Annotated in this window: 22 protein-coding genes; 12 read left to right on the plus strand and 10 right to left on the minus strand. The window is 72.1% G+C overall.

What is annotated here, in order from left to right; genetic code table 11:
- Positions 1-28 precede the first annotated feature (28 nt).
- Genes ACZ6TD_RS43275 through ACZ6TD_RS43285 form a run of 3 tightly spaced genes read right to left on the minus strand, consistent with a single transcriptional unit; the run spans position 29 to position 3,491 of the window.
- Positions 29-1,390 carry a serine hydrolase domain-containing protein gene (locus ACZ6TD_RS43275; protein ID WP_471347063.1) on the minus strand — a complete coding sequence of 454 codons (1,362 nt, stop codon included), beginning with the start codon at positions 1,388-1,390 and terminating at the stop codon, positions 29-31.
- 44 nt (positions 1,391-1,434) lie between these two features.
- Positions 1,435-2,664 carry a copper amine oxidase gene (locus tag ACZ6TD_RS43280; RefSeq protein WP_471347065.1) on the minus strand — a complete coding sequence of 410 codons (1,230 nt, stop codon included), beginning with the start codon at positions 2,662-2,664 and terminating at the stop codon, positions 1,435-1,437.
- 14 nt (positions 2,665-2,678) lie between these two features.
- Positions 2,679-3,491: a hypothetical protein gene (locus ACZ6TD_RS43285; protein WP_471347067.1), complete on the minus strand. Its 813-nt coding sequence runs from the start codon at positions 3,489-3,491 to the stop codon at positions 2,679-2,681.
- Between the two features lie 315 nt (positions 3,492-3,806).
- Between ACZ6TD_RS43285 and ACZ6TD_RS43290 the strand changes: the two genes are divergently transcribed.
- Together ACZ6TD_RS43290 and ACZ6TD_RS43295 are read left to right on the plus strand one after the other, a co-directional pair.
- Positions 3,807-4,214 carry a hypothetical protein gene (locus ACZ6TD_RS43290; protein WP_471347069.1) on the plus strand — a complete coding sequence of 136 codons (408 nt, stop codon included), beginning with the start codon at positions 3,807-3,809 and terminating at the stop codon, positions 4,212-4,214.
- Between the two features lie 2 nt (positions 4,215-4,216).
- Positions 4,217-4,531, plus strand: coding sequence for a hypothetical protein (locus tag ACZ6TD_RS43295; RefSeq protein ID WP_471347071.1), 315 nt, complete (start codon positions 4,217-4,219; stop codon positions 4,529-4,531).
- Positions 4,532-4,547: 16 nt separating this feature from the next.
- Here ACZ6TD_RS43295 and ACZ6TD_RS43300 read toward each other — a convergent pair whose 3' ends face one another.
- Positions 4,548-5,288, minus strand: coding sequence for an SDR family oxidoreductase (locus ACZ6TD_RS43300; RefSeq protein ID WP_471347073.1), 741 nt, complete (start codon positions 5,286-5,288; stop codon positions 4,548-4,550).
- A gap of 149 nt (positions 5,289-5,437) precedes the next feature.
- Between ACZ6TD_RS43300 and ACZ6TD_RS43305 the strand changes: the two genes are divergently transcribed.
- From ACZ6TD_RS43305 to dapE, 6 genes are all read left to right on the plus strand, one after another.
- The gene (locus ACZ6TD_RS43305) at positions 5,438-6,016 is read left to right on the plus strand and encodes a TetR/AcrR family transcriptional regulator (protein ID WP_471347075.1); all 579 of its coding nucleotides are present in this window, start codon (positions 5,438-5,440) and stop codon (positions 6,014-6,016) included.
- 65 nt (positions 6,017-6,081) lie between these two features.
- Positions 6,082-6,672, plus strand: coding sequence for a helix-turn-helix domain-containing protein (locus ACZ6TD_RS43310; protein ID WP_471347077.1), 591 nt, complete (start codon positions 6,082-6,084; stop codon positions 6,670-6,672).
- Between the two features lie 110 nt (positions 6,673-6,782).
- A complete protein-coding gene (locus ACZ6TD_RS43315) occupies positions 6,783-8,147 on the plus strand; it encodes an NAD(P)/FAD-dependent oxidoreductase (protein WP_471358575.1) in 1,365 nt (454 codons plus the stop codon).
- Positions 8,148-8,149: 2 nt separating this feature from the next.
- On the plus strand, positions 8,150-9,466 hold the full coding sequence (locus ACZ6TD_RS43320) for an MFS transporter (protein WP_471347079.1): 1,317 nt from the start codon (positions 8,150-8,152) through the stop codon (positions 9,464-9,466).
- Positions 9,467-9,518: 52 nt separating this feature from the next.
- Positions 9,519-11,072, plus strand: coding sequence for an amino acid permease (locus ACZ6TD_RS43325; RefSeq protein WP_471347081.1), 1,554 nt, complete (start codon positions 9,519-9,521; stop codon positions 11,070-11,072).
- The gene (gene dapE / locus ACZ6TD_RS43330; protein ID WP_471347083.1) at positions 11,069-12,127 is read left to right on the plus strand and encodes a succinyl-diaminopimelate desuccinylase; all 1,059 of its coding nucleotides are present in this window, start codon (positions 11,069-11,071) and stop codon (positions 12,125-12,127) included. The genes ACZ6TD_RS43325 and dapE overlap by 4 nt, the downstream gene beginning before the upstream one ends.
- Positions 12,128-12,204: 77 nt before the next feature.
- Here the strand turns inward: dapE and ACZ6TD_RS43335 are convergent, their stop codons facing one another.
- The gene (locus tag ACZ6TD_RS43335; RefSeq protein WP_471347085.1) at positions 12,205-13,854 is read right to left on the minus strand and encodes a PucR family transcriptional regulator; all 1,650 of its coding nucleotides are present in this window, start codon (positions 13,852-13,854) and stop codon (positions 12,205-12,207) included.
- Between the two features lie 125 nt (positions 13,855-13,979).
- On the opposite strand from ACZ6TD_RS43335, the gene ACZ6TD_RS43340 reads away from it, so the two are divergent.
- Both ACZ6TD_RS43340 and menC read left to right on the plus strand, forming a co-directional pair.
- Complete coding sequence (locus ACZ6TD_RS43340; protein WP_471347087.1) at positions 13,980-14,855, plus strand: chorismate synthase; 876 nt, start codon at positions 13,980-13,982, stop codon at positions 14,853-14,855.
- Complete coding sequence (gene menC / locus ACZ6TD_RS43345; RefSeq protein WP_471347089.1) at positions 14,852-15,961, plus strand: o-succinylbenzoate synthase; 1,110 nt, start codon at positions 14,852-14,854, stop codon at positions 15,959-15,961. The genes ACZ6TD_RS43340 and menC overlap by 4 nt, the downstream gene beginning before the upstream one ends.
- 21 nt (positions 15,962-15,982) lie before the next feature.
- On the opposite strand, the gene ACZ6TD_RS43350 is transcribed toward menC, so the two are convergent.
- Positions 15,983-17,185 carry a cytochrome P450 gene (locus tag ACZ6TD_RS43350; RefSeq protein ID WP_471347091.1) on the minus strand — a complete coding sequence of 401 codons (1,203 nt, stop codon included), beginning with the start codon at positions 17,183-17,185 and terminating at the stop codon, positions 15,983-15,985.
- A gap of 83 nt (positions 17,186-17,268) precedes the next feature.
- On the opposite strand from ACZ6TD_RS43350, the gene ACZ6TD_RS43355 reads away from it, so the two are divergent.
- Together ACZ6TD_RS43355 and ACZ6TD_RS43360 are read left to right on the plus strand one after the other, a co-directional pair.
- Positions 17,269-18,144: a helix-turn-helix transcriptional regulator gene (locus ACZ6TD_RS43355; RefSeq protein ID WP_471347093.1), complete on the plus strand. Its 876-nt coding sequence runs from the start codon at positions 17,269-17,271 to the stop codon at positions 18,142-18,144.
- Positions 18,141-18,998 (plus strand): oxidoreductase, encoded by an 858-nt coding sequence (locus ACZ6TD_RS43360; RefSeq protein WP_471347095.1) that lies wholly within the window; start codon positions 18,141-18,143, stop codon positions 18,996-18,998. Before ACZ6TD_RS43355 ends, ACZ6TD_RS43360 begins: the two co-directional genes overlap by 4 nt.
- Before the next feature lie 334 nt (positions 18,999-19,332).
- Here the strand turns inward: ACZ6TD_RS43360 and ACZ6TD_RS43365 are convergent, their stop codons facing one another.
- From ACZ6TD_RS43365 to glpK, 4 genes are all read right to left on the minus strand, one after another.
- Positions 19,333-19,668, minus strand: coding sequence for a hypothetical protein (locus ACZ6TD_RS43365; protein WP_471347097.1), 336 nt, complete (start codon positions 19,666-19,668; stop codon positions 19,333-19,335).
- 491 nt (positions 19,669-20,159) lie between these two features.
- Entirely contained in the window at positions 20,160-20,996 is an 837-nt protein-coding gene (locus ACZ6TD_RS43370; protein ID WP_471347099.1) for an undecaprenyl-diphosphate phosphatase, read from the minus strand.
- A 158-nt stretch (positions 20,997-21,154) separates the two neighbouring features.
- Entirely contained in the window at positions 21,155-21,556 is a 402-nt protein-coding gene (locus ACZ6TD_RS43375; protein WP_037964666.1) for an SseB family protein, read from the minus strand.
- A gap of 160 nt (positions 21,557-21,716) precedes the next feature.
- On the minus strand, positions 21,717-23,222 hold the full coding sequence (gene glpK, locus ACZ6TD_RS43380) for a glycerol kinase GlpK (RefSeq protein ID WP_471347100.1): 1,506 nt from the start codon (positions 23,220-23,222) through the stop codon (positions 21,717-21,719).
- Between the last annotated feature and the right edge of the window lie 42 nt (positions 23,223-23,264).

Below are 23,264 nucleotides of genomic sequence, written 5' to 3' on the forward strand. Positions count from 1 at the left end.
AACGGCCGTGTGCGGGGCGGTGGGGACCTCAGACCAGGGCGCTCTTACGGGCCATCCGGCCCGAGAGCTGGATCCGGTCCACGGCACCGGTCCGCGGATCGCGGACGAAGCGCCCGCCGGGGAGCCGGCGCCCGGAGGAGGGGTCCACCAGATCGCAGGTGAGGTCCTCGTGGCAGACCAGCGGCGCGGGGAGGTCGCCGTCCACGGACAGGGCGAGGCCGCCGCCGTCGCTGATGGTCACCTGGTACTCGATGTCGCCGTTGAGGTAGATCCCGGTGCACTGCGAGGTCGCGGCCATGGGGGTGGCCAGGCGCCGTGGGGTGGGTGCGGCGGGCACCCGGACGCCGGTGATCTCGCCGAGGACATCGGTCAGTTCGTTCCACAGCTCGGTGCCGGTGCCCGCGTTGGCGGTGAAGCCGACCACCGCCCCGGTGGCGGGATCGGCCCGCAGGAAGCAGGAGGTGCCCTGGGCGTTGCCGTCGTGCCCGAACCACAGGGTGTCGCCGTGCCGGAAGAGCCCCCAGCCCAGGCCCCAGCCGTCGGCCAGCACACCGGGGTCGGCGCCGGGCACCGGGCGGCGCATCTCCTCCGCGAGCTCGCGGGGCAGCAACTCCGCGGCCCCGTCGCCGAGATGGGCCCGGCCCAGCGCCACCAGATCGAGGGCACTGGCCCGCAGAGCGCCTGCCGCGGCCTCGGCGGGGGCGAGGTTTTGCCGCACCGGCCGCGTTCGGCCCGTGGCCTTGTTGGCCGAGTGGCCGCGCGCCGTGGGCCGGTGCGGGGCGCCGGCCGTGCCGATGAAGGACGGCACGGTGCCCAGCGGATCGAGCAGAACGGACCGCACGGCCTCCTGCCAGCTCATCCCGGTGACCGTCTCGATCAGCCGGCCCGCGGCCACATAGCCCGCGTTGGAGTAGGAGAAGTCCGTCCCCGGGGGCATCACCAGGGTGCGGTCGGTGCAGTGGTCCAGCAGATAGCGGGCGGCGGTCACCGAGGCCACCTGGTCGGAGTCGGGTCCGGACGGAAGCCCCGCGGTGTGGCTGAGCACCTGGCGCACCGTGCACGGCGGACCGGCCCGGCGCAGCTCCGGCACATGGTCGCCGAGCCGGTCGTCCAGCTCCACATCGCCGTCCGCCGCCAGGAGCATCACCACGGTCGCGGTGTACGCCTTGGTGATGGAGCCGATGGGCACCGCCGCGTCGGCGGTGCACGGCTCGCCGGTGTCCGCGTCCAGGACGCCGGTCTCCACGGCGAGGGTCATTCCGCCGCCGTGCACGGCGAGTTGGGCTCCGGGCACCTGATGGGCGCGGGCCAGGGCGGTCAGCCGGTCCTCGAGGACGCGGCGTATCTTCGACCGTTCCTCGACGGACGGGGGCGGGGTCGGACGTAACACGGTGCACTCCTTGCCGGGGGACGGGACGGGCGACGGGGGCCGGGTCATGGCAGCTGGCTCGTGGCCGTGACGTCCCGGGGCACGATCGTGAAGCCCTGCCAGTGGGTGGGCATGGGGTCCTGGTCCTCGTCCCTGGGCACATGGTGGAAGTCGACACTGACCCAGGCGACCGGGTCGGTGAGCTTCTCGCCGCCGGTGTACTTGTCGACCGAGGTGGCGCAGTCCGGGGCGGTGTTGCCGTAGGCCAGCCGCTCGCACTCCCGGTACTGCGTGAAGTACATGTCGTGGTGGGTGAACTCCTCGGTCTCGCGCGGCCCCCGGTACTGATCGCTGTGGTGGTTGTCGATCTCCCAGGACTTGGCGTGGCCGTCGGAGTTCTCGGCGGCGGGGTTCACCACCCGCCAGAAGCGGGTGGGCGCGAGGTCCGCCGCGGTCTCACGGGAGAGGACCGTGCGCTTGGTGGTGCGCGTGGCCGTACCGCTGCCCAGGTAGTCGTACTGCTCCACGGTGTTCTTCGACTGTCCGTCGACGTCGAAGTCCAGCCGCCAGAAGATGTTGTGCGAGTGGTTCTCGCTGAACCGGGTGGAGCCCACCCCGGTCGGCCAGCCGCTGCTCGCGTCGGAGAACTGGAACGGCGAGAGGCTTCCGGTGGCGCCCGACCGGGGGGTGATGGAGCCGTCGTCCGAGAAGCGCCACTCGGTGATGTAGTCGTACCAGCCGATCTCGGAGACCGAGAAGACGACCAGATCGGTGCCGTGCAGCACGCCCTTCTCCACGGCGCTCTTGTAGGCGAACGGCCGGGGCTGCTCCTCGACGCAGAGCACCGGGGTGTCACGGAAGTCGCGCAGCCGCCCGTCGGGGCAGTCCTTGGCGCTGAGCCGGGTGAGCGTGCCCTGCTCCAGATCGCCGAAGCCGATCGCCGAGACATCGTAGAAGCGCGGCTGACCGCTGTCGTAGGGCACGTGCACCTCGGCCAGCGAGGCGCTCTTGAGGACCCGGGTGGGGGCGCCGCGGTGCGGGGTGTAGGTCACATCGCTCAGGACCGCACCGGTGTCGCGGTCGATGTCCCAGCACATCTGCCACCGGGCACCGTTCTTGAGGGTCGTGTCGATGCGATCCGCGGCGGGGCAGGACGGGGCCGCCGCGGCCCCCGCGGGCGCGGCGGAGGCCGGGCCCGGCACCCACAGGGCCAGCAATCCCACCACGGCGATCAGCACATGGCTGTGCCGAAACGCACGCCGGGACACACGGGCACGCCGAAACAGACTGGACACGGACAAGGCTCCCCTCACAGGCCGATGACGGCGGCGCGCCTGGCCGACAGATCGATGACGATCCGGCTGGTGTCGATCCACTTGCCACCCGGAATGCGCACGAACAGCTGCACACACCGGTGCTCACCGCACCGGGACACCTTCCGGGCCCCGTCCACCCCCTCGGCCCGGGAGCCGAGGAACGACATGCTCTGGAGGCGCAGTTGGGTGGGCGAGGTCAGCCGCTTCCCGGTCTGCGAGGCGTAGGACTCGCGCAGTCCCGGGCCGAGCCGGCGGTCGGCGAGGACGACCTTCACCGCCTCGCGGGCCTCGGCCAGGGTGGGAGGCGGCTGGACGCCGTGCCGGCGGGCGGAGTCGAGGACCTTCTTGGAGCGCAGATCGACCACCCTGGTGATGAGGGTGTCCGAGGCGTAGTCGTAGAGCTGGACCTCGGCCCGGCTGTCGGTGGCGGAGGACGCCGACTTGGCCCGGGGCGCACGGCGGGTGTCCAGCGGCTCGGCGCCGGAGCCGCCCGCGGCGTTCCGCTCCCCGCCACCGGTGTCTTTCTCCGCCTTCCGACGGTCCTTCGCGGCCCCGGGCCGGGTGGCGGCGTCGATGGCGATGCGGGACGCCTCGCGCGATTCCTCGGATGTCAGCCGGCCGGAGTGTGAGGCGACGACGGCCGCGGGCTCCGAGGCATCGGACGCGGGCGATCCGGCCGTCCGGAGGGCGGCGATCCCGCCGCCCGCCAGCACCGCCGTCAGACCCAGCGCCGCGGATACGCGCCATCTCCGGTGACGCCGCCCCCTGGTATCGGCCGCACCCTTGTCCGTCGCGTTGTCTGTCATCACCCAGCCGTTCCCGTTGTCGGTCAAGTGAGCCCGGTGGGGCTCGCGGTGACAGCACTCGGCCGGATACCGGATTGTCGCTGGTGCGTTCCCCGTCGTGCGGATGGGATTCAAGCCGCTGACAACGGCTCGCGCGGACTCCCCCCGGACTCTTCGCTGTCCACTGTTAGCTCACGCTTTCACCACTCCGGGCGGTATAACAGTCGCATTTGTCATCAAGCGGCTGTGAGAAACGCATGTCCCCATGGGCGGCCGAGCGGCCGCAAAGCGATGACGGGGAAGGCTCGTGGGAAGGCTCTCTGCCATCATGCTCACATGAGCCATTCGATCACCATTCGATGTGACATCTGTGGCGCCACTCATTCCTCCTCAGCGGCCGACAGCGTCGGCGCGCTCCGCGAAGTCATCGTCCAAATGAGATGGTCGAGGGCGCGATGGGATGGCCGGGTGATCGATATCTGCGGTGGGTGCGGCGCCCGGGAAATGGCGCCGAGCGCGCCGGGACGGCGCTGCGGTTCCTGTGAGGGAGGCGAACTCTTCGATGCCCTCGGACACGACAGAATCGGACATCGTTTGGCCAATGCATTACTCAGGGCCGGTATCGATAATCTCGAACTACTATCCGGTTTCTCCGCGCGCCAGCTTCGTGATCTGGACGGTATCGGTGCCGTGAGCGTACGTCACGCACTCAATCGTCTGCACTCCGCACCGAACGAAAGGTGATCGTGAACGAATATTCCACCGGAACATTCGCGCGGCCCGCTCTGTACGGCAGTCGGCGGCACCGGGTGCTGTGGGTGGTGGGCGTGGTGTTTTCGGCCGGGCTGCTGGCGCCGCTGTTATTCCTCGGCGCCGCCCGAAAGGGGATCGTGCCGCGTACCGTACCCGCCGGATACGCGGTGGCCATCTATCCGGTCGCGCTCGGACGGCAGTGGCTGCCGGACCCGGGGGACTGGATCTCCTGGACACTCGCGGCGGTGGTGCTCACCGCGGCCGTCCATGCCGCGCTCCTGGACACCGGCCGCACACCCGCCGGTTGATCCCCGGGCGCGGAGCTCAGCTCTGCGCGGTGGGGCGGACCACGATCTCGCCGACGTCGACACCGGCCGGCTGCTCGATGGCGAACGCGATCGCGCGGGCGATGGCCTCCGGCGGCATCGCGATCTTGTCCATGCCGTCCTCGATCGCGCTCCTCGCGTCCGGGTCGGTGATGGAACCCGCGAGCTCCGTCCGGGTGAACCCCGGCGAGACGGTGGTCACCCGCAGCGTCTCGCCGGCCTCCTGGCGCAGCCCTTCGGAGATGGCGCGCACGGCGTTCTTGGTGCCGGCGTAGACCGACATCGTCGGGACGATGGTCAGCCCGGCGGTAGAGAGGGTGTGCACGAAATGCCCGGAGCCCTGCTCCCGGAAGACGGGCAGGGCCTCGGCGATGCCGTACAGCACCCCCTTGATGTTGACGTCGACCATCGCCTCCCAGTCCTCGACGCGCAGATCGTCGAGGGCGGAGATCGGGCTGATACCAGCGTTGCTGACCAGCGCATCGAGCGTGCCGTACCGCTCGCGTGCCGTCGCGACCAGACGGGACAGATCCGCGCGCCGCGTCACATCCGTGACGACGGCGACGGCCTCGCCGCCCGCCCCGGCGATCCGGGCCGCCAGTGCCTCGATGCGGTCCGACCGCCGCGCCGCGAGGACGACCTTGGCGCCGCGCTCGGCCAGCAGCAGCGCGGTCGCCTCGCCGATACCGCTGCTCGCGCCCGTAATGGCGACGACCTTGCCTTCGATACCCGATGTCATGGGGGTTCCTTCCAGGGAAACGTTGCGAGAGGGCAGGGGAAAGGGAGGGGCGGCGATGGCCTACAGTGAGAAGTGGAGGCGCCGCCACTTCACCCCACACTAAGTGGGTGCGCCTCCACTTAGCAACCGGGGAATGAGGGGAGCCGTCGATGGCCAGGGATCCAGGGCGCCCGCTGCGGGCCGACGCACAGCGCAACCGGGAGAAGATCCTCTCCGCCGCGGTGCGGGTGTTCGCCGAGGAAGGGCTGGACGCCCACCTGGAGCGCATCGCCAAGGAGGCGGGCGTGGGCACCGGCACCCTCTACCGGAACTTCCCGACCCGCGAGTTGCTGATCGAGGCCGCCTACCGCAATGAGCTGGCCCGGCTCTGCGACGCCGCCCCCGAGCTGCTGGCGGCCCTGCCCCCGCGCGAGGCCCTGCGGGTGTGGCTGGGCCGCTTCATGGACTACGCCAACGCCAAGCTGGGCATGGCGGACGCGCTGCGGGGCGTGGTCGCGTCGGGCGTCAATCCGTACGCCCAGAGCCACGAGATGATCCAGGACGCGCTCTCGCGGCTGATGGACGCCGCCGTCACGGCCGGTGTGATCCGGTCGGACATCAGTGCCACCGACATGTTCGCCGCTCTCACCGGCATCGCCCTCGCCTCGGGGAAGCCCGAACAGCGGGAGCGGGCCGACCGCCTCCTCGACCTCACCCTGGACGGGCTCAGCGCCGGATCCAGTCAGTAAAGATTTCTGAGTTTTCAGTTCAGACTCTTGTGGTCACCCGCTCGGCGCTCTTAGCGTGTGCGGCCATGGAGAACGAACACCCCACGGAGCAAGCCGCGGGAACCGGCGACGAGTCCGTGGGCGACCGGCTGCGCGCGCTGCGCAAGGCGCGCCGGCTGACGCTGCGGACCGTCGCCGAGGCCGCCGGGATCAGTGAGGGCTATCTCAGCCAGATAGAGCGCGGGCAGGCCAATCCCAGCATCGCCACCCTCCAGCAGGTCGCCGCCGCGCTTGGCCTGAAGGTGGCCGACCTGTTCGGCGACGACTTCACCAGCGGCCCGAGCGTGCTGCGCGCCGAGGAGGCACCCCGGCTCGCCCTCGGGGTGCTCGGCGGGCGCAAGTTCCGGCTGACCCCGGGGCCACAGCACCATCTCGAGGTGTTCCTGGGGGAGTTCGACGCCCATGGCTCCACGGGAGAGACCCTCTACAGCCACGGCGACTCGGAGGAGTTCCTGTATGTCCTCGAGGGCACGGTCGGACTCCAGCTCGGCGAGCGCTCCTTCACCCTCGGCGCCGGGGACAGCATCCGCTACTCCTCGGCCGTACCGCACCGGCTGAGGGAGACGGCCGGGGCGGCCGCCCGGGTGCTGTGGGTGATCAGCCCGCCCAGCTACTGACCCGCCCCACCTCACACCACCCGCCTTCTCCTCATCCGCGACGAAACCGGGGCCATCCCAGGCCGCCCGACCAGCGGCCGTTCGACCACGATTGGCTGAGTTCCGCAGTGCTGAACGGAAATGTGTCCTTCTGGTACCGCCAGACCGGCTTCCCCGAACGGCGTCCACCGCTCGACGGCGACCTCGCCACCGATGTGTGCGTCGTGGGCGGCGGCTTCACCGGGCTGTGGACCGCGTACTACCTCAAACAGGCCGCCCCCGATCTCGACATCACCGTCGTGGAGCGGGAGTTCGCCGGGTTCGGCGCCTCGGGGCGGAACGCCGGCTGGCTCAGCTGCAAGATCGCCGGATCGGCCGGGACCTATGCGAGGAAGCGCGGGCGCGAGGCCGTGCTCGCCCTCCAGCGGGAGATGATCCACACCGTGGACGAGGTGATCTCGGTGGCCCGTACCGAGGGCATCGAGGCCGACATCGTCAAGAGCGGCTATCTCACCGTCGCCCACGGCGCCGCCCAACTGCCCCGGCTGCGCGCCGCGTACGACCAGTTGCGGCACTGGGGCGGACAGGACCTGGAGTGGCTGAGCGCACCCCGGCTCGCCGAGCGGCTGCGCCTGGACGGGGCGCTGGCCGGCTACCACAATCCGCACTGCGCCCGGGTCCACCCGGCCAAGCTGGTGCGCGGCCTGGCCGGCGCGGTGGAGGCGCGGGGCGTGCGGATCCTGGAGTCCACCCCGGTCACCGCCATCGCCCCCGGCCGGGTCAGCACCCCGTTCGGCACCATCCGCGCGGGCCGGATCGTCCGCGCCACCGAGGGCTTCACCAGTGGTATCGAGGGCGAGCGGCGCACCTGGCTGCCGATGAACTCCTCGATGATCGTCACCGAGCCGCTCCCCGACGAGCTGTGGAAGCGGCTCGGCTGGGAGGGGCAGGAACTCCTCAGCGACGCCACCCACGCCTACACCTACGGACAGCGCACCGCGGACGGCCGGATCGCCATCGGCGGCCGCGGAGTGCCCTACAAGTTCGGCTCCCGCACCGACCGGGCGGGGCAGACCAGCGCGGACACCGTGCGCGCCCTGCGGCGGATCCTCACCGGACTCTTCCCGGACACCGCCGAGACCGCCATCGACCACGCCTGGTCGGGGGTGCTGGCCGTGCCCCGCGACTGGTGCGCCTCGATCGGCTACGACCCCGCCACCGGTGTCGGCTTCGCCGGGGGATACGTCGGCCATGGCGTGGCCGCCACCAACCTCGCCGGACGCACCCTGCGCGATCTGCTGCTCGGCCACTCCACCGAGCTGACCGCGCTGCCCTGGGTCGGCCACCGCACCCGGCGCTGGGAGCCCGAACCGTTCCGGTGGATCGGGGTGCACGGCATGTACGCCGCGTACCGCGCCGCCGACCGTTCGGAGTCCTCCGGCCGCACCACCACATCGCCCATCGCCCGTCTCGCCGATCGCATATCTGGACGCTGACCATGAGCAAGCCCACCGCCACCGCCGCGGCCACGGACCACGCCCCGGCCACCGACCGCGAGCGGACCGCCCGCAAGGCCGGTCTCGCCTCGTTCATCGGCACCACCGTCGAGTGGTACGACTTCTACATCTACTCCACCGCCTCCGCGCTCGTCCTCGGCAAGATCTTCTTCGGCGGCGGCGGTGACACCACCGGCGCGCTGGAGGCGTTCGGCAGCCTCTGGCTCGGCTTCCTCGCCCGGCCCATCGGCGGCATCGTCTTCGGCCACCTCGGCGACCGGATCGGCCGGAAGAAGACCCTGGTCACCACGTTGCTGATGATGGGCATCGCCACCACCCTGATCGGGCTGCTCCCCGGCTACGACGAGGTCGGCGTCGCCGCGCCCATCGCGCTGGTGCTGCTGCGCATGGTGCAGGGCATCGCGGTCGGCGGCGAATGGGGTGGCGCCGTCCTCATCGCCAGCGAACACGCCCCCAAGGAGAAGGCGCTGTCCTTCGGCGCCTTCGCCCAGCAGGGGTCCCCGGCCGGATCGATCCTGGCCACCGGGATGTTCGCGCTGCTCACCCAGCTTCCGGACGACGACTTCGACGCCTGGGGCTGGCGCGTGCCGTTCCTCTTCTCCGCCGTGATGGTGGTCATCGGCCTGGTGGTGCGGCTCAAGGTCGAGGAGTCCCCGGAGTTCGCCCGGCTGCGCGACGAGAAGCGGGTCGCGAAGGTGCCCCTGCGGGAGCTGGTCACCGGTCACTCCGGATCCCTCGTGCTCGGCGTGCTCGCCAGCTCCATCGGCATCGCCGCCACCTACTTCATCACCACCTTCGTCCTGTCCTGGTCCACCGACAGCCTCGGCATGGAGCGCTCCACCATGCTGAACGTGCTGCTCGTCTACAGCGTCCTGCAGTTCGTCACCCAGCCCTTCGGAGTGGTGCTGGCCGGCCGGTTCGGCCCACGCCGCACCGTGGCGGCCCTGCTGGGCCTCAACTTCCTCTTCGTGCCGGTGATGTACGCCTGCGTCTCGACGACCCAGCCGGTCGTCGTGGGGCTCGGCATCTGTCTGCTGGGCATCACCGGCGCGATGAACTACGCGATCCTGGCCGGACTGCTCGCCGCCGCCTTCCCGATCTCGGTGCGCTACACCGGTATCTCCCTCTCCTACCAGCTGTGCTCGGCGCTCATCGGCGGCACGGCACCCCTGGTCGGCGAGTGGCTGCTGCACTCGACCGGCGGATCGATCGTGCCGGTCGTCATCTACCAGATGGTGCTGGTGGCCGTGTCCCTCATCTGCTCCCTGGCGCTGCTGAACCGCTCGCGGACGGCATAGCCACCGCCGGGCCTTGGCCGAACGGTCAAAGCCACGGACGGGTCTTTGGCCGATGTGTGCACCTCCTCACCCGCTCACTTCCGCATCATCAGGGGCCGTACAGCGCGGCGGCGCGGACAAGGGAGGCAATGTGAACGGTGTGCGAACACAACCGCACGGCCGGCGGGCCCCGGGACAGGCCACCGGCCCGGTCGGCAGACTGACCCGCCGCCGGGAGGTGGCGGAGCTCGTCGCCGAGGCCGGTGGCGGTCCGCTCCGCCGCACCCTGGGGCTGACCCAGCTCACCCTGCTCAGCGTCGGTGCCACCCTCGGCACCGGGATCTTCGTGGTGCTCGGCGAGGCGGTGCCGCAGGCGGGCCCGGCGGTGGTGCTCTCCTTCGTCCTCGCCGGGGTCACCGCGCTGTTCTCCGCCCTGTCCTACGCCGAGCTCGCGGGCATGATCCCGGGCGCCGGGTCCTCGTACAGCTACACCTACGCCACCTTGGGCGAGCTGGTGGCCTGGGTGTGCGGCTGGTGTCTGATCCTCGAGTACGGCGTCTCCGTGGCCGCGGTCGCGGTCGGCTGGGGCCAGTACGTCAATGAACTGCTCCAGCTGACCGTCGGCCGGACCCTGCCCGACGCGCTCGCCGCCCCGCCGGGCGACGGCGGGGTGCTGAACGTCCCCGCCGCCGCCATCGTCGTCCTCGCCATGGTGGTGCTGCTGCGCGGCGCCCGGGAGAGCGCCGTGGTCAACACGGTGATGGTGGCGGTGAAGCTGGCCGCGCTCGTCATCTTCTGCGCGGTGGCCTTCACCGCCTTCCGCGCCGGGAACTTCCGGCCGCTCTTCCCCCTCGGCGCGGCCGGGATGACCGCGGGCGCCTCCTCGCTCTTCTTCTCCTACATCGGGTTCGACGCCGCCTCCACGGCGGGGGAGGAGGCCAAGCACCCACAGCGCGATCTGCCGCGCGCCATCGTCCTCTCGCTCGGTCTGGTCACCGCCCTGTACTGCGCGGTCGCGCTGGCGGCGGTCGGCGCGATGCCCTGGCAGCGGTTCGAGGGCACCGAGGCCACGCTCAGCGAGGTCCTCGTCCGCTCTGTCGGAGGTGGCGAGCTGTGGCCGATCCTGCTGTCCATCGGCGCGGTCGTCGCCACCACCAGCGTGGTCCTCACCGTGCAGTACGGGCAGATCCGCATCCTGTTCTCGATGTCCCGCGACGGGCTCGTCCCCGGCCTCTTCTCCAGGGTCCACCGGCGCACCGGGGTGCCGCGCGCGGGCACCGTCATCGTCTCCGCCTTCGTGGCCGTCCTCGCCGCGCTCGTCCCGCTCGGCGACCTCGCCGACGCCACCAGCATCGGTACTCTCTTCGCCTTCGCCCTGGTCAACCTGGCCGTGCTGATCCTGCGCCGGCGCAAGCCGGACGCGCCACGCAGCTTCCGGGTGCCGCTCGCGCCCGTGACACCCCTGCTGGGAGTGGCCTGCTGCGGGTATGTGATGTACGGGCTGGGGGCCGACACCTGGATCGCCTTCGGATCCTGGATGGCGGTCGGACTCGTGATCTACGGGCTCTACGGCATCCGGCACTCCACCCTCAACCGCCCCACCCCCGAACCGGAGATCACCCCATGACCCCGCTCGATCCCGCCGCCGATGTGCTCGCGCTCACCCGCGCCCTGGTCGACATCCCCTCGGAAAGCGGCCATGAGGCCCCGCTCGCCGACGCCGTCGAGAGCGCGCTGCGCGCCCTGCCATGGCTGACCGTCGAGCGGATCGGCCACTCCGTCGTGGCCCGCACCCACCTGGGCCGCGACCGGAGGGTGGTCATCGCCGGACACCTGGACACCGTCCCGGCCGCGGACAACCTCCCCTCCCGGCTGGACGGGGGACTGCTGTACGGCCTCGGGGCCTGCGACATGAAGGGCGGTGTCGCGGTCGCCCTCCGGCTCGCGGCGGCACTCCCCGCCCCCACGCACGACATCACCTACGTCTTCTACGAATGCGAGGAAGTGGCGGGCGACCGCAATGGCCTGGCCAGGATCGCCGCGGAACGCCCGGAGCTGATCGGGGCCGATCTGGCGATCCTCATGGAACCCTCGGACGCCGGTGTCGAGGCGGGGTGCCAGGGCGTGCTGATGGCGGACATCGCCGTACGCGGCGAGCGGGCGCACACCGCCCGCGCCTGGAAGGGCGTCAACGCCGCCCACCGCGCCGCCGCCGTCCTGCGGCGCCTGGACGACCACACCGCCGAGCGGATCACCATCGACGGGCTGGAGTACCGCGAGGGGCTGAGCGCCGTGGCCGTGCGCGCGGGCGTGGCCGACAATGTGGTGCCCGACCTGTGCGTGATCACGGTCAACCTGCGGTTCGCGCCCAGCCGTTCACCCCAGGAGGCCGAGGCGTACGTACGCGGCCTCTTCCCCGAGTACGAGGTCGAGATCACCGAGAACATCCCGGGCGCCCTCCCCGGCCTGGACCAGGAAGCGGCCGCCTCGCTCGTGGCGTACCTCGGCACCGCTCCCCGCCCCAAACTGGGCTGGACCGATGTCGCCCGCTTCGCCGCGCTCGGCACACCGGCGCTCAACTACGGCCCCGGTGACCCGTCCCTCGCCCACACCGCGGGCGAGTACGTGCCGGTGGAGCAGTTGCGGGAGTGCGAGGCGCGGCTCATGGGCTGGCTCGGCTGAATCCAACAGGACACCCCCCAGGCCGCGACGGCGCCGCGGACGATCGACGGCAGGTCGGGGCACTTCCAGCGGAGCGCTCAGGCGCCCGCGCCCCGCAGCCCGGCGAGCGTGCGCAACTGGAGCCAGAGCACCAGCCGCTCGTCCGGGTCGTCCAGGTCGATGCCCAACTGCGTCCGCGCCTGCCGCAGCCGGTAGCGGCAGGTGTTGGGGTGGACGGCCAGCAGCCGGGCCGCCCGCGCCATATCGCATCCGGCGTCCAGCCAGCACACCAGCGTCCGGGCGTAGTCCGTGCCGTGCCCGGCGTCGTACGCCACGACGTCCCGCCAGGCCCCGGCCGCCAACTCCCGCCGCTCGCTGAGGAGTTCGGTGAGCCGGAGCAGCACGGCGCGGGCCCGGACCTCCTCCATGACGGCCACTGTCTCGTCCGGGCCGAGCACCCGCAGCACCAGATCGGCGTCCTCCCGTGACCCGCGGACCTCCGCCACCTCCGGCACCACATCGCCGAGACCGGCCCGCACCGGCACCCGCAGCGCCTGACCTGCGCGGCGCACGATGTCCTCGGCGAGCCGTCGCTGCCGCTCCCCGGCCCGCCCGTACGTCCCCGGCAGCAGTGCGTACACCACCCCGTCGACCAGCACACAGGCATGCCGCCCGTACCGCGCCTCGCACTGCAGCCGTACGAGATCCAGCAGCCGCAGTGCGGCCTGCTCCCCGTCCGGCGCGCCCGCCGCGCCCTCCAGCGCGAAGGCGGCCACCCGCACCGGTGTGCCGGGGGCGAGCCCGAGGCGCTCGGCGGCGGTGGCGGGCTCGGCGGTGCCGTCCAGGAGGCGGCGCAGCAGATCGCCGGTCATATGGCGGGACAGCTCCTGCGCCGCCCGCGCCCGCAACAGGAGCAGGGCGGCCGTGGAGGCGCCCTGGGCCAGCGCCTCCTCGGCGTCCGGCGCGAGGGTCCCGTCGTCGACGACCCACAGCGAGCCGAGGGTCTCACCGCCCGCCCGTACGGCGACGGCCAGCCGCGGCAGTTCCTCGGCGCTGAGGGCGGGCAGGCGCACCGGGCCTTGGGACGCGAACAGCACCCGGTACTGCTCGGTGTTCTCCGGGCTGCCCGGCACCTGACGGCCCAGGATGCCCTGGCGCCGGGGCTCGTCCACGGGCTGCCCGGGGATGGTGGAGTGGGCGAGGACGCGCTGGCGCGGATCCTCGATCACGGTGGCGCCGCCCACGGCCGTGGCCACGGCGCCCGCGAGCGAGAACAGATCGCCGAGCGCGGCGTCGCCCGCGGGGGAGGGCCGGGCCCCGACCGCCCCGGCCAGCAGCAGATGGACATGGTGCCAGGCGGCGTCCTCGTCCACGGTGAGCAGGGCCAGCCCCCGCTCCCGCGCCCGGGCGACGGCGTCCGCGAGCCCGTGCCCGGACGCGAGCCCGTGCCCGGATGAGGATCCCCGCCCGGACGAGGGTCCCTGTCCGGATGAGGGCCCGTCCCCGCCGCGTACGACGAGACCGGCCATCCGCGCGGCCGCCGCCTCGTCCACCAGCGCCCCGGCCGCGTCCGCCCGCACCCCGACCGCCAGCAGCAGGGCGCCGGGCGCCCGGTCCGGGAACGGGGCGTGGGCGTCGTACAGCAGCACCTCGGTGACGGGTGTGGTGAGCCCGGACGGGGCGGTGAGCAGCCGCAGCGCGGGCTCGCCCAGGGTGTCCAGAAGCTCCCCGAGGGTGCGGGTGTCCATGGGTGGTACCGGGCCTTCCAGGGGGGCTGACGCGCGCGGCGATTGGCTGATCGCAACAGGACCCTAGGCCGTGCTTGTGCGTCCGGACAAGCCGAGCGCGAGCACCCGCCGGGAGACTCGGACCCATGACATCAGTGACGATGGACGCCGAGGCGCTGGCCACCGCCGCCGCCCGCGCCGCCGGGGTCGCCGTCCGCACCGTCCACGACGTGGCCGGTGTCCAGGCGGTGGCCGACTTCTTCGCCGAGGTGTGGCGGCTGCCGCGCACCAACCCGCCCTACCCGGCCGAAGTGCTGCACAGCATCGTCCACGCGGGCGGCGCGGTGCACGCCGCGTACTCGACCGGGCCCGGCGGCGAGCGGCTCTCCGGCGCCGCGGTCGCGGTCTTCGGCCCGCCGGCCGACCGTGAGGTGTACTCGCTCGTGGCCGCCGCCACCGCCTCCGACCGGGGCGTCGGCCACGCCGTCAAACAGGCCCAGCGCGGCTGGGCCCTGGCGCGCGGGGCCCACACCATGCGCTGGACCTTCGACCCGCTGGTCGCCCGTAACGCCCGCTTCAACCTGGTCAAACTGGGTGCCGTCGGGGCCGAGTACCTGGTCGACCTCTACGGCCCCATGAACGACGGGGTGAACGACGGCGACGAGAGCGACCGGCTCACCGCCCGCTGGGACCTCCTCGCGCGACCCGCACCGGCACCCGCACCCGCACCCGCCGATGACACCGAGGACCGGGCAGCCGCCCCGGTCGTCCGCCACGCCCCCGACGGCGGCCCGCTCGCCGCCCGCCACGCGGACCGGCTGTGGTGCAGGGTGCCCGGGGACATCGTCGCGCTGCGCACCGCCGACCCGGCCCTGGCACTGCGCTGGCGACACGCCGTGCGCGAGGTCTTCACCGAGGCGTACGCCGAGGGCTTCCGGGCGACCGGGATGTCCCGCGACGGCTGGTACCGGCTCATCCGGAACCCCACCCCGACCACCCCCGGAGAGGACCCGCGGCCATGAGGCTCGAACGCGCCGAACTGCTCCATGTCGCCCTTCCGCTGATCACCCCCTTCCGCACCTCCTTCGGGACGATGACCAGCAAGGACACCTTTCTGCTGCATATCGTCACCGATCAGGCAGAGGGCTGGTCGGAGTTCGCCGCCGACCCGGAGCCGCTGTACTGCGCGGAGTTCATCGCCGGCGCCGAGATCGTGATCCGCGACTTCCTGCTGCCCCGGGTGGCCGCCCTCCGCACGCCCACGACCGCGGCCCTCGCCCCCGCCATGGCCGCCGTCAAGGGCCATGAGCTGGCCAAGGCGGCCCTGGAGACCGCGCTGCTCGACGCCGAACTCCGCGCCCACGGCATGCCGCTCGCCACCTTCCTCGGCTCGGTCTACGAGCGGGTGCCCGCCGGGGTGTCCGTGGGCATCAAGGACTCCCTCCCCGAGCTGATCGACGACGTCGAGCGCTATCTCGCCGAGGGCTATGTGCGCATCAAGCTGAAGATCGAGCCGGGCTGGGACGTCGAGCCGGTGCGTGCCGTACGGGAACGGTTCGGCGCGGCGCTGCCGCTCCAGGTCGACGCCAACACCGCGTACACCCTCGCCGACGCCGAACACCTGAGGAAACTCGACGAGTTCGGGCTGCTGCTGATCGAGGAGCCGCTGGAGGAGAACAACCTCCACGCCCACGCCCGGCTGCAGCGGCGGCTGACCACCCCGGTCTGCCTGGACGAGTCCATCCACAACGCGCGCGACGCCGCGTCCGCGATCGCGATGGACGCCTGCCGGGTCATCAACATCAAACCGGCCCGGGTCGGCGGCTATCCGGAGGCCCGCCGCATCCACGACCTCGCCGCCGCCCACGGCGTCCCGGTGTGGTGCGGGGGCATGCTGGAGACCGGTATCGGCCGCGCCCCCAACCTGGCCCTCGCCGCCCTGCCCGGCTGCACCCTGCCCGGTGACACCTCGGCCTCCGGCCGGTACTTCGCCGAGGACATCACCGAGCCGTTCGTCCTCCAGGACGGCCACCTCCCGGTGCCCACCGCGCCCGGCATCGGCATCGACCCGCTCCCGGACGCCCTGGCTCGCTTCACCACGGCACGGCGGCGGCTGTACCCGCGCTGACCCGCGCCCGGCACGGTCCGGTCACGCCCGGCCGGTGAGCTCGACCGTGCAGCCGCGCAGCTCATAGCCGTCGATTCCGTCCTTGAAGCCGACCCTGGGCGGGGCCGCCATACGGATGCCGGGCAGGGCGAACAGACGGCTGAGGAAGACATCCGTCTCCAGGAGCGCGATGGTGGCCCCGGGGCATTTGTGCGCACCGTCCCCGAACGACAGCCCCGGCGCCCCCGCGCCCGCGGCCATCGGGCGGCCCGGGCACAGCCGCTCCGGCCGCTCGCCCACCGTACGGGCGTCGAGATTGGCGCGGTGCAGCAGGACATCGACCAACTCCCCGGCCGGGACCGTCACTTCAGCGTCCGGGTCCTGCCCGCCGCCGGGCAGCCGGAGCGGTGCGGTGGTACGGCGGCGGAGCCGGCCGATGACCGGTTCGAGCCGGAGGATCTCCTGGAGGATCGCGATCCGGCCGGGCTCGTCGGCGGCCCTGTACCGCGCCAGCAGGGCGGCGTCGCCGAACAGATGCCACGCGGCCACATTCACGAACTCCCGGGTGGTGACCATGCCCGCGGCGGCGAAGGTGAGGCATTCCCCCAGGATCTCGCCGGACGAACACCCCTCGTCCAGCAGATGGGAGATCAGGTCGTCGCGCCGCCGTCGCCGCCGGGCCCGTACGGCCGGGCGGACATCGCCCCAGTAGACCCGCAGCCAGTTGGCGTTCTGCCGCACCAGCCAGCGGATCCCATCGAGGCTGGTCAGCCCCGGCGTGCCGAACTTCTCGGGGAAGAAGCGCTCCAGCCGCCCCCGGATCCCGGGCCGGCTCTCCGTCAGGCCGATCACGGCGCCGGCCACCTCGATGGCCAGATGGAAACTCAAGCAGGCGAGGTGGCCACGGCCGGTCTCCCGGACCGTGTCGAGCTGTGCCTCCGCCACCCTGACCATCACCTCGCGATAGTGCTCGTCGACCCGGCGCGGGGTGAAGAACCGGGCGGTCTGCCGCCGGTCCTCGCGGTGTTCCGGACCGTCCCGGTAGAGCACCGGGCGCCGGAACCGGGACGGCAGCTTCTCCACCGTCTCGACGCCGAGCCCGGCCTGCACGGTGGCGGTGGCGCGCAGCACGGCGCGGGCCTCCACGTAGCCGGACACCTGCCAGACCCCGTCGGGCCCCCGCCGCACCGGGCAGCCGCCTCCGTCCGGTCCCCGGTCGACCCTGCGCTCCCCGTAGTGGTCCATGGGCACCTCCCGGCCCAGACTAGGAGTAGCGCGGCCACCTTACGAGGCCCTGACCGTGCTTTCCCCGGCCTACGCTTGCATTCATGGACAGCGAGAACCCTCTGGGGCGCTTTCTGCGCGCCCGCCGTGAACGGGTGCGGCCCGAGGACGTGGACATCCTGCCCGCCGGCCGGCGCCGGGTGGCGGGGCTGCGCCGCGAGGAGGTCGCCCTGCTGGCCGGTGTCAGCTCCGACTACTACGTACGGCTGGAGCAGGGCCGGGAGCGGCATCCCTCGGCGCAGGTGGTCGAGGCGCTGGCCCGGGCGCTGGTGCTGGAGGAGGACGCGGTCGCCCATCTGCACCGGCTGGCCCGTCCGACCCCCGGCCGGCGCCGCCCGGCCGCGCGGCGGGAGCGGGTGAGCCCGACCCTGCTGCGGATGATGGAGGGCTGGCCGCGGACCCCGGCCGTGGTCCTGGGGCGCTGTCTGACCGTACTGGCCCACAACACCCTGGGCGGGGCCCTGTTCGACGGGCACACCCACAGCCGGGATCTGGTGCGGCTGGTTTTCCTCGACCCGGACGCGCGGGAGTTCTACCCCGACTGGGACCGGGTGGCGGTCAACACCGTCGCCGGGCTCCGCGCGGCGGCCGGAATCGACGCGGAGGACCCCGAACTGATCGCCGTCGTCGGTGAGTTGTCGCTCAAGAGCGAGACGTTCCGGCGGCTGTGGGCCCGCCATGACATCCGCCAGAAAACCCACGAGACCAAGCGCTTCCGGCACCGCCTGGTCGGTGAGCTGACGCTCGAGTACGAGGCCCTGACCGTGAACAGCGCCCCCGGTCAGCAGCTCATCGTCTACCAGGCCGAGCCGGGCAGCCCGTCCGAGCAGGCGCTGGCCCTGCTGGGCAGCCTCACCGCCGATGTGGTGGAGGCGCCCCACGACTCCATGAGCACCACGACGAAGGACTCTTCCGCATGACCCTCAACGACTCGCCCGTCTGGTTCATCACCGGCTGTTCCACCGGTCTGGGCCGGGCACTGGCCACCGCTGTCCTCGGCCACGGCCACCGCGCGGTGGTCACCGCCCGCGACCCCCGACAGGTGGCCGACATCGTCGCCGGGCACGGGGAGCGCGCGCTGGCCCTCGCGCTCGACGTCACCGACAAGGACCGGGTGGCGGAGGCGGTGCAGGAGGCGGAAACCGCCTTCGGCCGCGTCGACGTGCTCGTCAACAACGCGGGCTACGGCTACCTCGCCGCGCTCGAGGAGGGTGAGGACGAGGAGGTCCGGGCCCTGTTCGACACCAATGTCTTCGGCCTGGTGGACGTCACCCGGGCGGTGCTGCCGGGCATGCGCGCCCGCCGCGCCGGCCACATCGTGAACATCTCCTCCCTCGGCGGCCTGGCCGCCTTCGGCGCCACCGGCTACTACCACGCCACCAAGTTCGCCGTGGAGGGCCTGTCCGAATCCCTCGCCGCCGAGGTCGCCCCGCTGGGCATCAAGGTGACGATCGTCGAACCGGCCGCCTTCCGCACCAACTGGTCCGGCCCCTCCATGCGCCAGTCCGCCATCACCATCGACGACTACGCCGAGACCGCGGGCGCACGGCGCGCCGGCACCCTCGCCACCTACGGCCACCAGCCCGGCGACCCGGTCCGCGCGAGCGAGGCCATCATCGGCGCGGTGGAGGCGGCGGAACCCCCGCTGCGGCTGCTACTGGGCAAGGCCGCCTACGACATCGCCCAGGCCCGGCTGGACTCCCTCAGGGCCACCTTCGACACGTGGCGCGAGGTCACGCTCGGAGCGGACTACCCCGCGACTGCGACGTCCTAGGGGTCTTGTCCGGGGACGTCGGTGACGCCTGCGGCGGGCTGCTCCCCTCCCCGCCCCTTCCCGAAACTGGGGCTCTGCCCCAGACCCCGGGGACCGGGGACCGGGGCTCTGCCCCAGACCCCAGAACCGGGGCTCCGTCCCTTCCCGCGGCCTCGATATGGCGGCTCCGCAGCGTGGCGGGGCTCTGCCCCTCGGCCCCGGGGTCCAGGGGCGGAGCCCCTGGTAACGGGAAGGGGCGGGGAGGGGAAAGCACCGCTATGCGGCTCCGCCGCGTGGCCCGCCGGACACCCCCGTAAGCGTCCGCCGGGCCCTCAGCGCCCCCGGGCCCGGGCCCTCAGCGCCCCCGGGCCCGGCGCCACCGGCGCAGTAGTCCCCGCCGGGTCCGGGAAGCCCGGGGTCCGGAGGGCCGGCGGCCCTCCGCCACGGCGCGGCTCGGCGTCCACCGGCCGTCGGGGGAGAGGATCGGTGCCTTGCGCTCCGCCTGCGCCCGGATCTCGTGGTGGGAGTCATACGCGGTCACCCTGAACGCCTCGTCGTGGGAGGCCAGGGCCGCCCGCAGGGCCGCGCCGGTGGCACCACGGCGACGGGCGACGGACGCCACCCAGCCGAGGAAGCCCATGAGCGCGGCGAGCACACCGGCGACGATCAGATACGGCAGTAAATCACCCATGGGCCGAGGCTATGTGAGGCCGTACGTCGTCGAGGAGGCCCAGTTCCAGACCGCTCAGCCGCGCGGGGTCGGAGACCACCTCGTACGCGGCGATCCTCCCGTCCCCGACGGTGACGGTCAGGGCAGGCGAGGAGCAGCCGGCCGTGCAGGGCCACGACGATCCCTACGGACCCATTGACCAGCGCGGGGCTCCGCGAACCGCCTTCGCCCGCTATCGCCGCCTCTTCGACGGCCCGCTGATCGCCAACCACGGCTTCGACCGGGAGACCGGCAACGCGGTGATCGAAGCCGGGCTCGCGGACGCCGTCTCCTACGCCACCCACTTCGTGGCCAACCCCGACTTCGTGGCCAACCCCGACTTCGTGGCCAACCTCGACCTCGTGGCCCGGTTCGCCCTGGACCGCGAGCTGGCGGCGGGCGACCCGGGCACGTACTACACCGGCGGGGCGGGCGGTGTGTCGACTATCCGGCGAGCCGCTGGGGGAACGGCGTCAGGCGTTGAGGACGCCCGCGCCGAGCAGCCCGAACAGCGCCAGGCCGATCACGATCCGGTAGATCACGAAGGCGTTGAACGAATGCTTGGCGACGAACTTCAGCAGCCAGGCGATCGAGGCGTAGGCCACGGCGAAGGACACCACCGTGCCCACCGCGAGCGGCGTCGTGCCCACGCCACCGCCCATGGCGTCCTTGAGCTCGTAGAGCCCCGCGCCGGTCAGCGACGGAATGCCCAGGAAGAAGGAGAGCCGGGTGGCGGCCACCCGGTCCAGGTCGAGCATGAGGCCGGTGGCCATCGTGGCGCCCGAGCGGGAGAAGCCGGGGAAGAGCAGTGCGAGGATCTGCGAGGAGCCGACCAGCATCGCGTCCTTGACACTGGTGTCGTCCTCCCCGCGCTTGTGGCGGCCCATCCGGTCGGCCAGCCACATCAGCCCGCTGCCCACGATCAGCGAGGCGGCCACCACCCACAGGGAGGCGAGCGGGCCCTCGATCAGCGGCTTGGCCGCCAGGCCCACGACCACGATGGGGATGGTGGCGTAGATGACCCACCAGGCGAACTTGTAGTCGTGGTGGTACCGCTCCTCGCGGTTGACCAGCCCGCGCGCCCACGCGGTGGCGAAGCGGCGGATGTCGCGGAAGAAGTACAGCAGGACGGCGGCGATGGCGCCGACCTGGATCACCGCGGTGAAGGCCACGACGGACTTGTCGTCCACCGGGATGTCCATCAGCCCCTCAGTGATCTTGAGGTGGCCGGTGGACGAGACCGGGAGGAATTCCGTGACCCCCTCCACGACGCCGAGAACGGCGGCCTGTCCGATGTTGATCGCGCTCACGTGGTCCGTCCCGCCGGTGTCTTTCCGTGATCAGTTGCCTACGGGACGGTAGACGATGGATCGGGACGGTGGCCAATCAGCGAACGGCCCGCCGAGTTCGGGCATCGCCGCGGCCCGTGCCCGTACGGAGCAAGGGGGCACGGGCCGCCGCGGGAGGGTCAGGCGGCCGGACCGGAGCCGCTGAGCAGGCTCCGCACGCCGGTGGCCGAGAGGGTGACGGCCTCCGGGGCGCCCGCGTCGATGGTCAGCGAGAGCTCTTCGGAGGGCCATCCCTGGGCCAGCGCGCCCAGCGGCACCAGGTGGTACCGCTCGATCTGGGGCAGGGCCTGGTGCATCCGGGCCGGAGTGGTGAAGACCGGTACCAGCTGCGCGCCGTCCTCCTGCTGGAACACGGGCAGGGTCACGGCCTGCGGGTCCGTCTCCTCTCCGGTCTCGGCGGAGGGGAGGAGGACCTCACTGTTGGCAAGGGTGTTCAGCGCCGACTCGTCCGCCCGGTCGGCCGCCAGCTCGCCGAGGGCCTGCTGGGTGGCGGAGACGTTTTCATCGGAAGGGCTGGTCATGATTCCGTCCATGGATCGGGTTTTGGGTCTTCATGGGTTTCTGGGTCCCAGAGCGGCTCGAGTGAACAGCCGCGGCTGGCTCGAATACCCCGCCTCAGGGAACTCACACGTCCCGTTCCGCCTCGATTCCTCCGCGGGCCGCGGAGGAATATGCCCCGGGCTACGACCTGGCCCAGCCCAGCGACCTCTCGACCGCCCGCCGCCAGCTCTCGTACTCCGCCTCCCGCCGCGCGGGGTCCATCGTGGGCATCCACTGGGCCGCGCGGTGCCAGTTGCGGCGCAGCCCCTCCAGATCCGGCCAGTAGCCGGAGGCGAGCCCCGCGGCGTAGGCGGCGCCGAGGGAGACGGTCTCGGAGACCATGGGACGCACCACGGGCATGTCCAGGACGTCGGCCAGGAACTGCATCAGCAGATTGTTCGAGGTCATCCCGCCGTCCACCTTCAGCCGGCGCAGCGGCCGAGGCGAGTCGGCGTTCATGGCGTCGACCACCTCACGGGTCTGCCACCCGGTGGCCTCCAGGACGGCCCGGGCCAGATGGCCCTTGGTGATGTACGAGGTGAGCCCGACGATCACCCCGCGCGCGTCGCTGCGCCAGTGCGGGGCGAACAGCCCGGAGAAGGCCGGGACGATGTAGCAGCCGCCGTTGTCCTCGACGCCGCGGGCGAGGGTCTCGATCTCGGGGGCGCTGTGGATCAGCCCCAGGCGGTCGCGGAACCACTGCACCAGTGAGCCGGTGACGGCGATCGGGCCCTCCAGGGCGTAGACCGGCGGCTCGCCGCCGACCTTGTAGCCCACCGTGGTCAGCAGCCCGTGCCGGGACCGTACGAGCTCGGTGCCGGTGTTGACCAGGAGGAAGCTGCCGGTGCCGTAGGTGCACTTCGCCTCGCCGGGGGCGAAGCACGTCTGCCCGAACAGCGCCGCCTGCTGATCGCCGAGGGCCGCGCAGATCGGGACGTCCGGCAGCAGGGCGCGGGCCATGCCGTAGCGCTCGGCGGAGGAGCGGATCTCCGGCAGCATCGCCCGGGGCACATCGAAATAGGCGAGTAGTTCATCGTCCCAGGCCAGGCTGCGGATGTTCATCAGCATGGTGCGACTGGCGTTGGTGGCGTCGGTCAGGTGCAGTCCGCCGTCGGGCCCTCCGGTGAGGTTCCAGATCAGCCAGCTCTCCATCGTGCCGAACAGCACCTCGCCGCGCTCCGCGCGCTCGCGCAAGCCGTCGACATGGTCGAACAGCCAGCGCAGCCGTGGCGCGGAGAAGTAGGTCGTGGGCGACAGCCCGCAGCGCTCGAGGAAGAAGTCGTCACCGGTGGTCCGGCGCAGCTCCTCGACATAGCCGCTGGTGCGGGTGTCCTGCCAGGTGATGGCGTGGCCCACGGGAACGCCGGTGCGGCGGTCCCAGACCACCGTGGTCTCGCGCTGATTGGCGATGCCGATCGCCGCGATCTGCTCGGGGCCGATCCCCGCGCCCTCCAGGGCCCGGGGGACGACGACACGGCGCAGATGGGACCAGATCTCGGCGGCGTCGTGCTCGGCCCAGCCGGGCTTGGCGAAGTACTGCTCGTGTTCTCGCTGGCCGACCGAGACCAGCCGTCCCTGGTGGTCGAAGATGATGCACCGGGTGGACATGGTGCCCTGGTCGATGGACATCACATAGCGTTCAACCATGGCCTGGCCTGCCTTCGGGCGGGTTGGAGCAGGGCATGGGGC

It is taken from the genome of Streptomyces yongxingensis (assembly GCF_055597465.1).

Coding starts and splice junctions, on each gene's coding strand:
- ACZ6TD_RS43360 (WP_471347095.1), top strand. CDS start 18,141: ATGACCCTCAACGACTCGCCCGTCTGGTTCATCACCGGCTGTTCCACC.
- ACZ6TD_RS43335 (WP_471347085.1), bottom strand. CDS start 13,854: ATGGACACCCGCACCCTCGGGGAGCTTCTGGACACCCTGGGCGAGCCC.
- ACZ6TD_RS43325 (WP_471347081.1), top strand. CDS start 9,519: ATGTGTGCACCTCCTCACCCGCTCACTTCCGCATCATCAGGGGCCGTA.
- ACZ6TD_RS43310 (WP_471347077.1), top strand. CDS start 6,082: ATGGAGAACGAACACCCCACGGAGCAAGCCGCGGGAACCGGCGACGAG.
- ACZ6TD_RS43375 (WP_037964666.1), bottom strand. CDS start 21,556: ATGACCAGCCCTTCCGATGAAAACGTCTCCGCCACCCAGCAGGCCCTC.
- ACZ6TD_RS43365 (WP_471347097.1), bottom strand. CDS start 19,668: ATGGGTGATTTACTGCCGTATCTGATCGTCGCCGGTGTGCTCGCCGCG.
- ACZ6TD_RS43305 (WP_471347075.1), top strand. CDS start 5,438: ATGGCCAGGGATCCAGGGCGCCCGCTGCGGGCCGACGCACAGCGCAAC.
- ACZ6TD_RS43290 (WP_471347069.1), top strand. CDS start 3,807: ATGAGCCATTCGATCACCATTCGATGTGACATCTGTGGCGCCACTCAT.
- ACZ6TD_RS43320 (WP_471347079.1), top strand. CDS start 8,150: ATGAGCAAGCCCACCGCCACCGCCGCGGCCACGGACCACGCCCCGGCC.
- glpK (WP_471347100.1), bottom strand. CDS start 23,222: ATGGTTGAACGCTATGTGATGTCCATCGACCAGGGCACCATGTCCACC.
- ACZ6TD_RS43355 (WP_471347093.1), top strand. CDS start 17,269: ATGGACAGCGAGAACCCTCTGGGGCGCTTTCTGCGCGCCCGCCGTGAA.
- ACZ6TD_RS43285 (WP_471347067.1), bottom strand. CDS start 3,491: ATGACAGACAACGCGACGGACAAGGGTGCGGCCGATACCAGGGGGCGG.
- menC (WP_471347089.1), top strand. CDS start 14,852: ATGAGGCTCGAACGCGCCGAACTGCTCCATGTCGCCCTTCCGCTGATC.
- ACZ6TD_RS43340 (WP_471347087.1), top strand. CDS start 13,980: ATGACATCAGTGACGATGGACGCCGAGGCGCTGGCCACCGCCGCCGCC.
- dapE (WP_471347083.1), top strand. CDS start 11,069: ATGACCCCGCTCGATCCCGCCGCCGATGTGCTCGCGCTCACCCGCGCC.
- ACZ6TD_RS43300 (WP_471347073.1), bottom strand. CDS start 5,288: ATGACATCGGGTATCGAAGGCAAGGTCGTCGCCATTACGGGCGCGAGC.
- ACZ6TD_RS43350 (WP_471347091.1), bottom strand. CDS start 17,185: ATGGACCACTACGGGGAGCGCAGGGTCGACCGGGGACCGGACGGAGGC.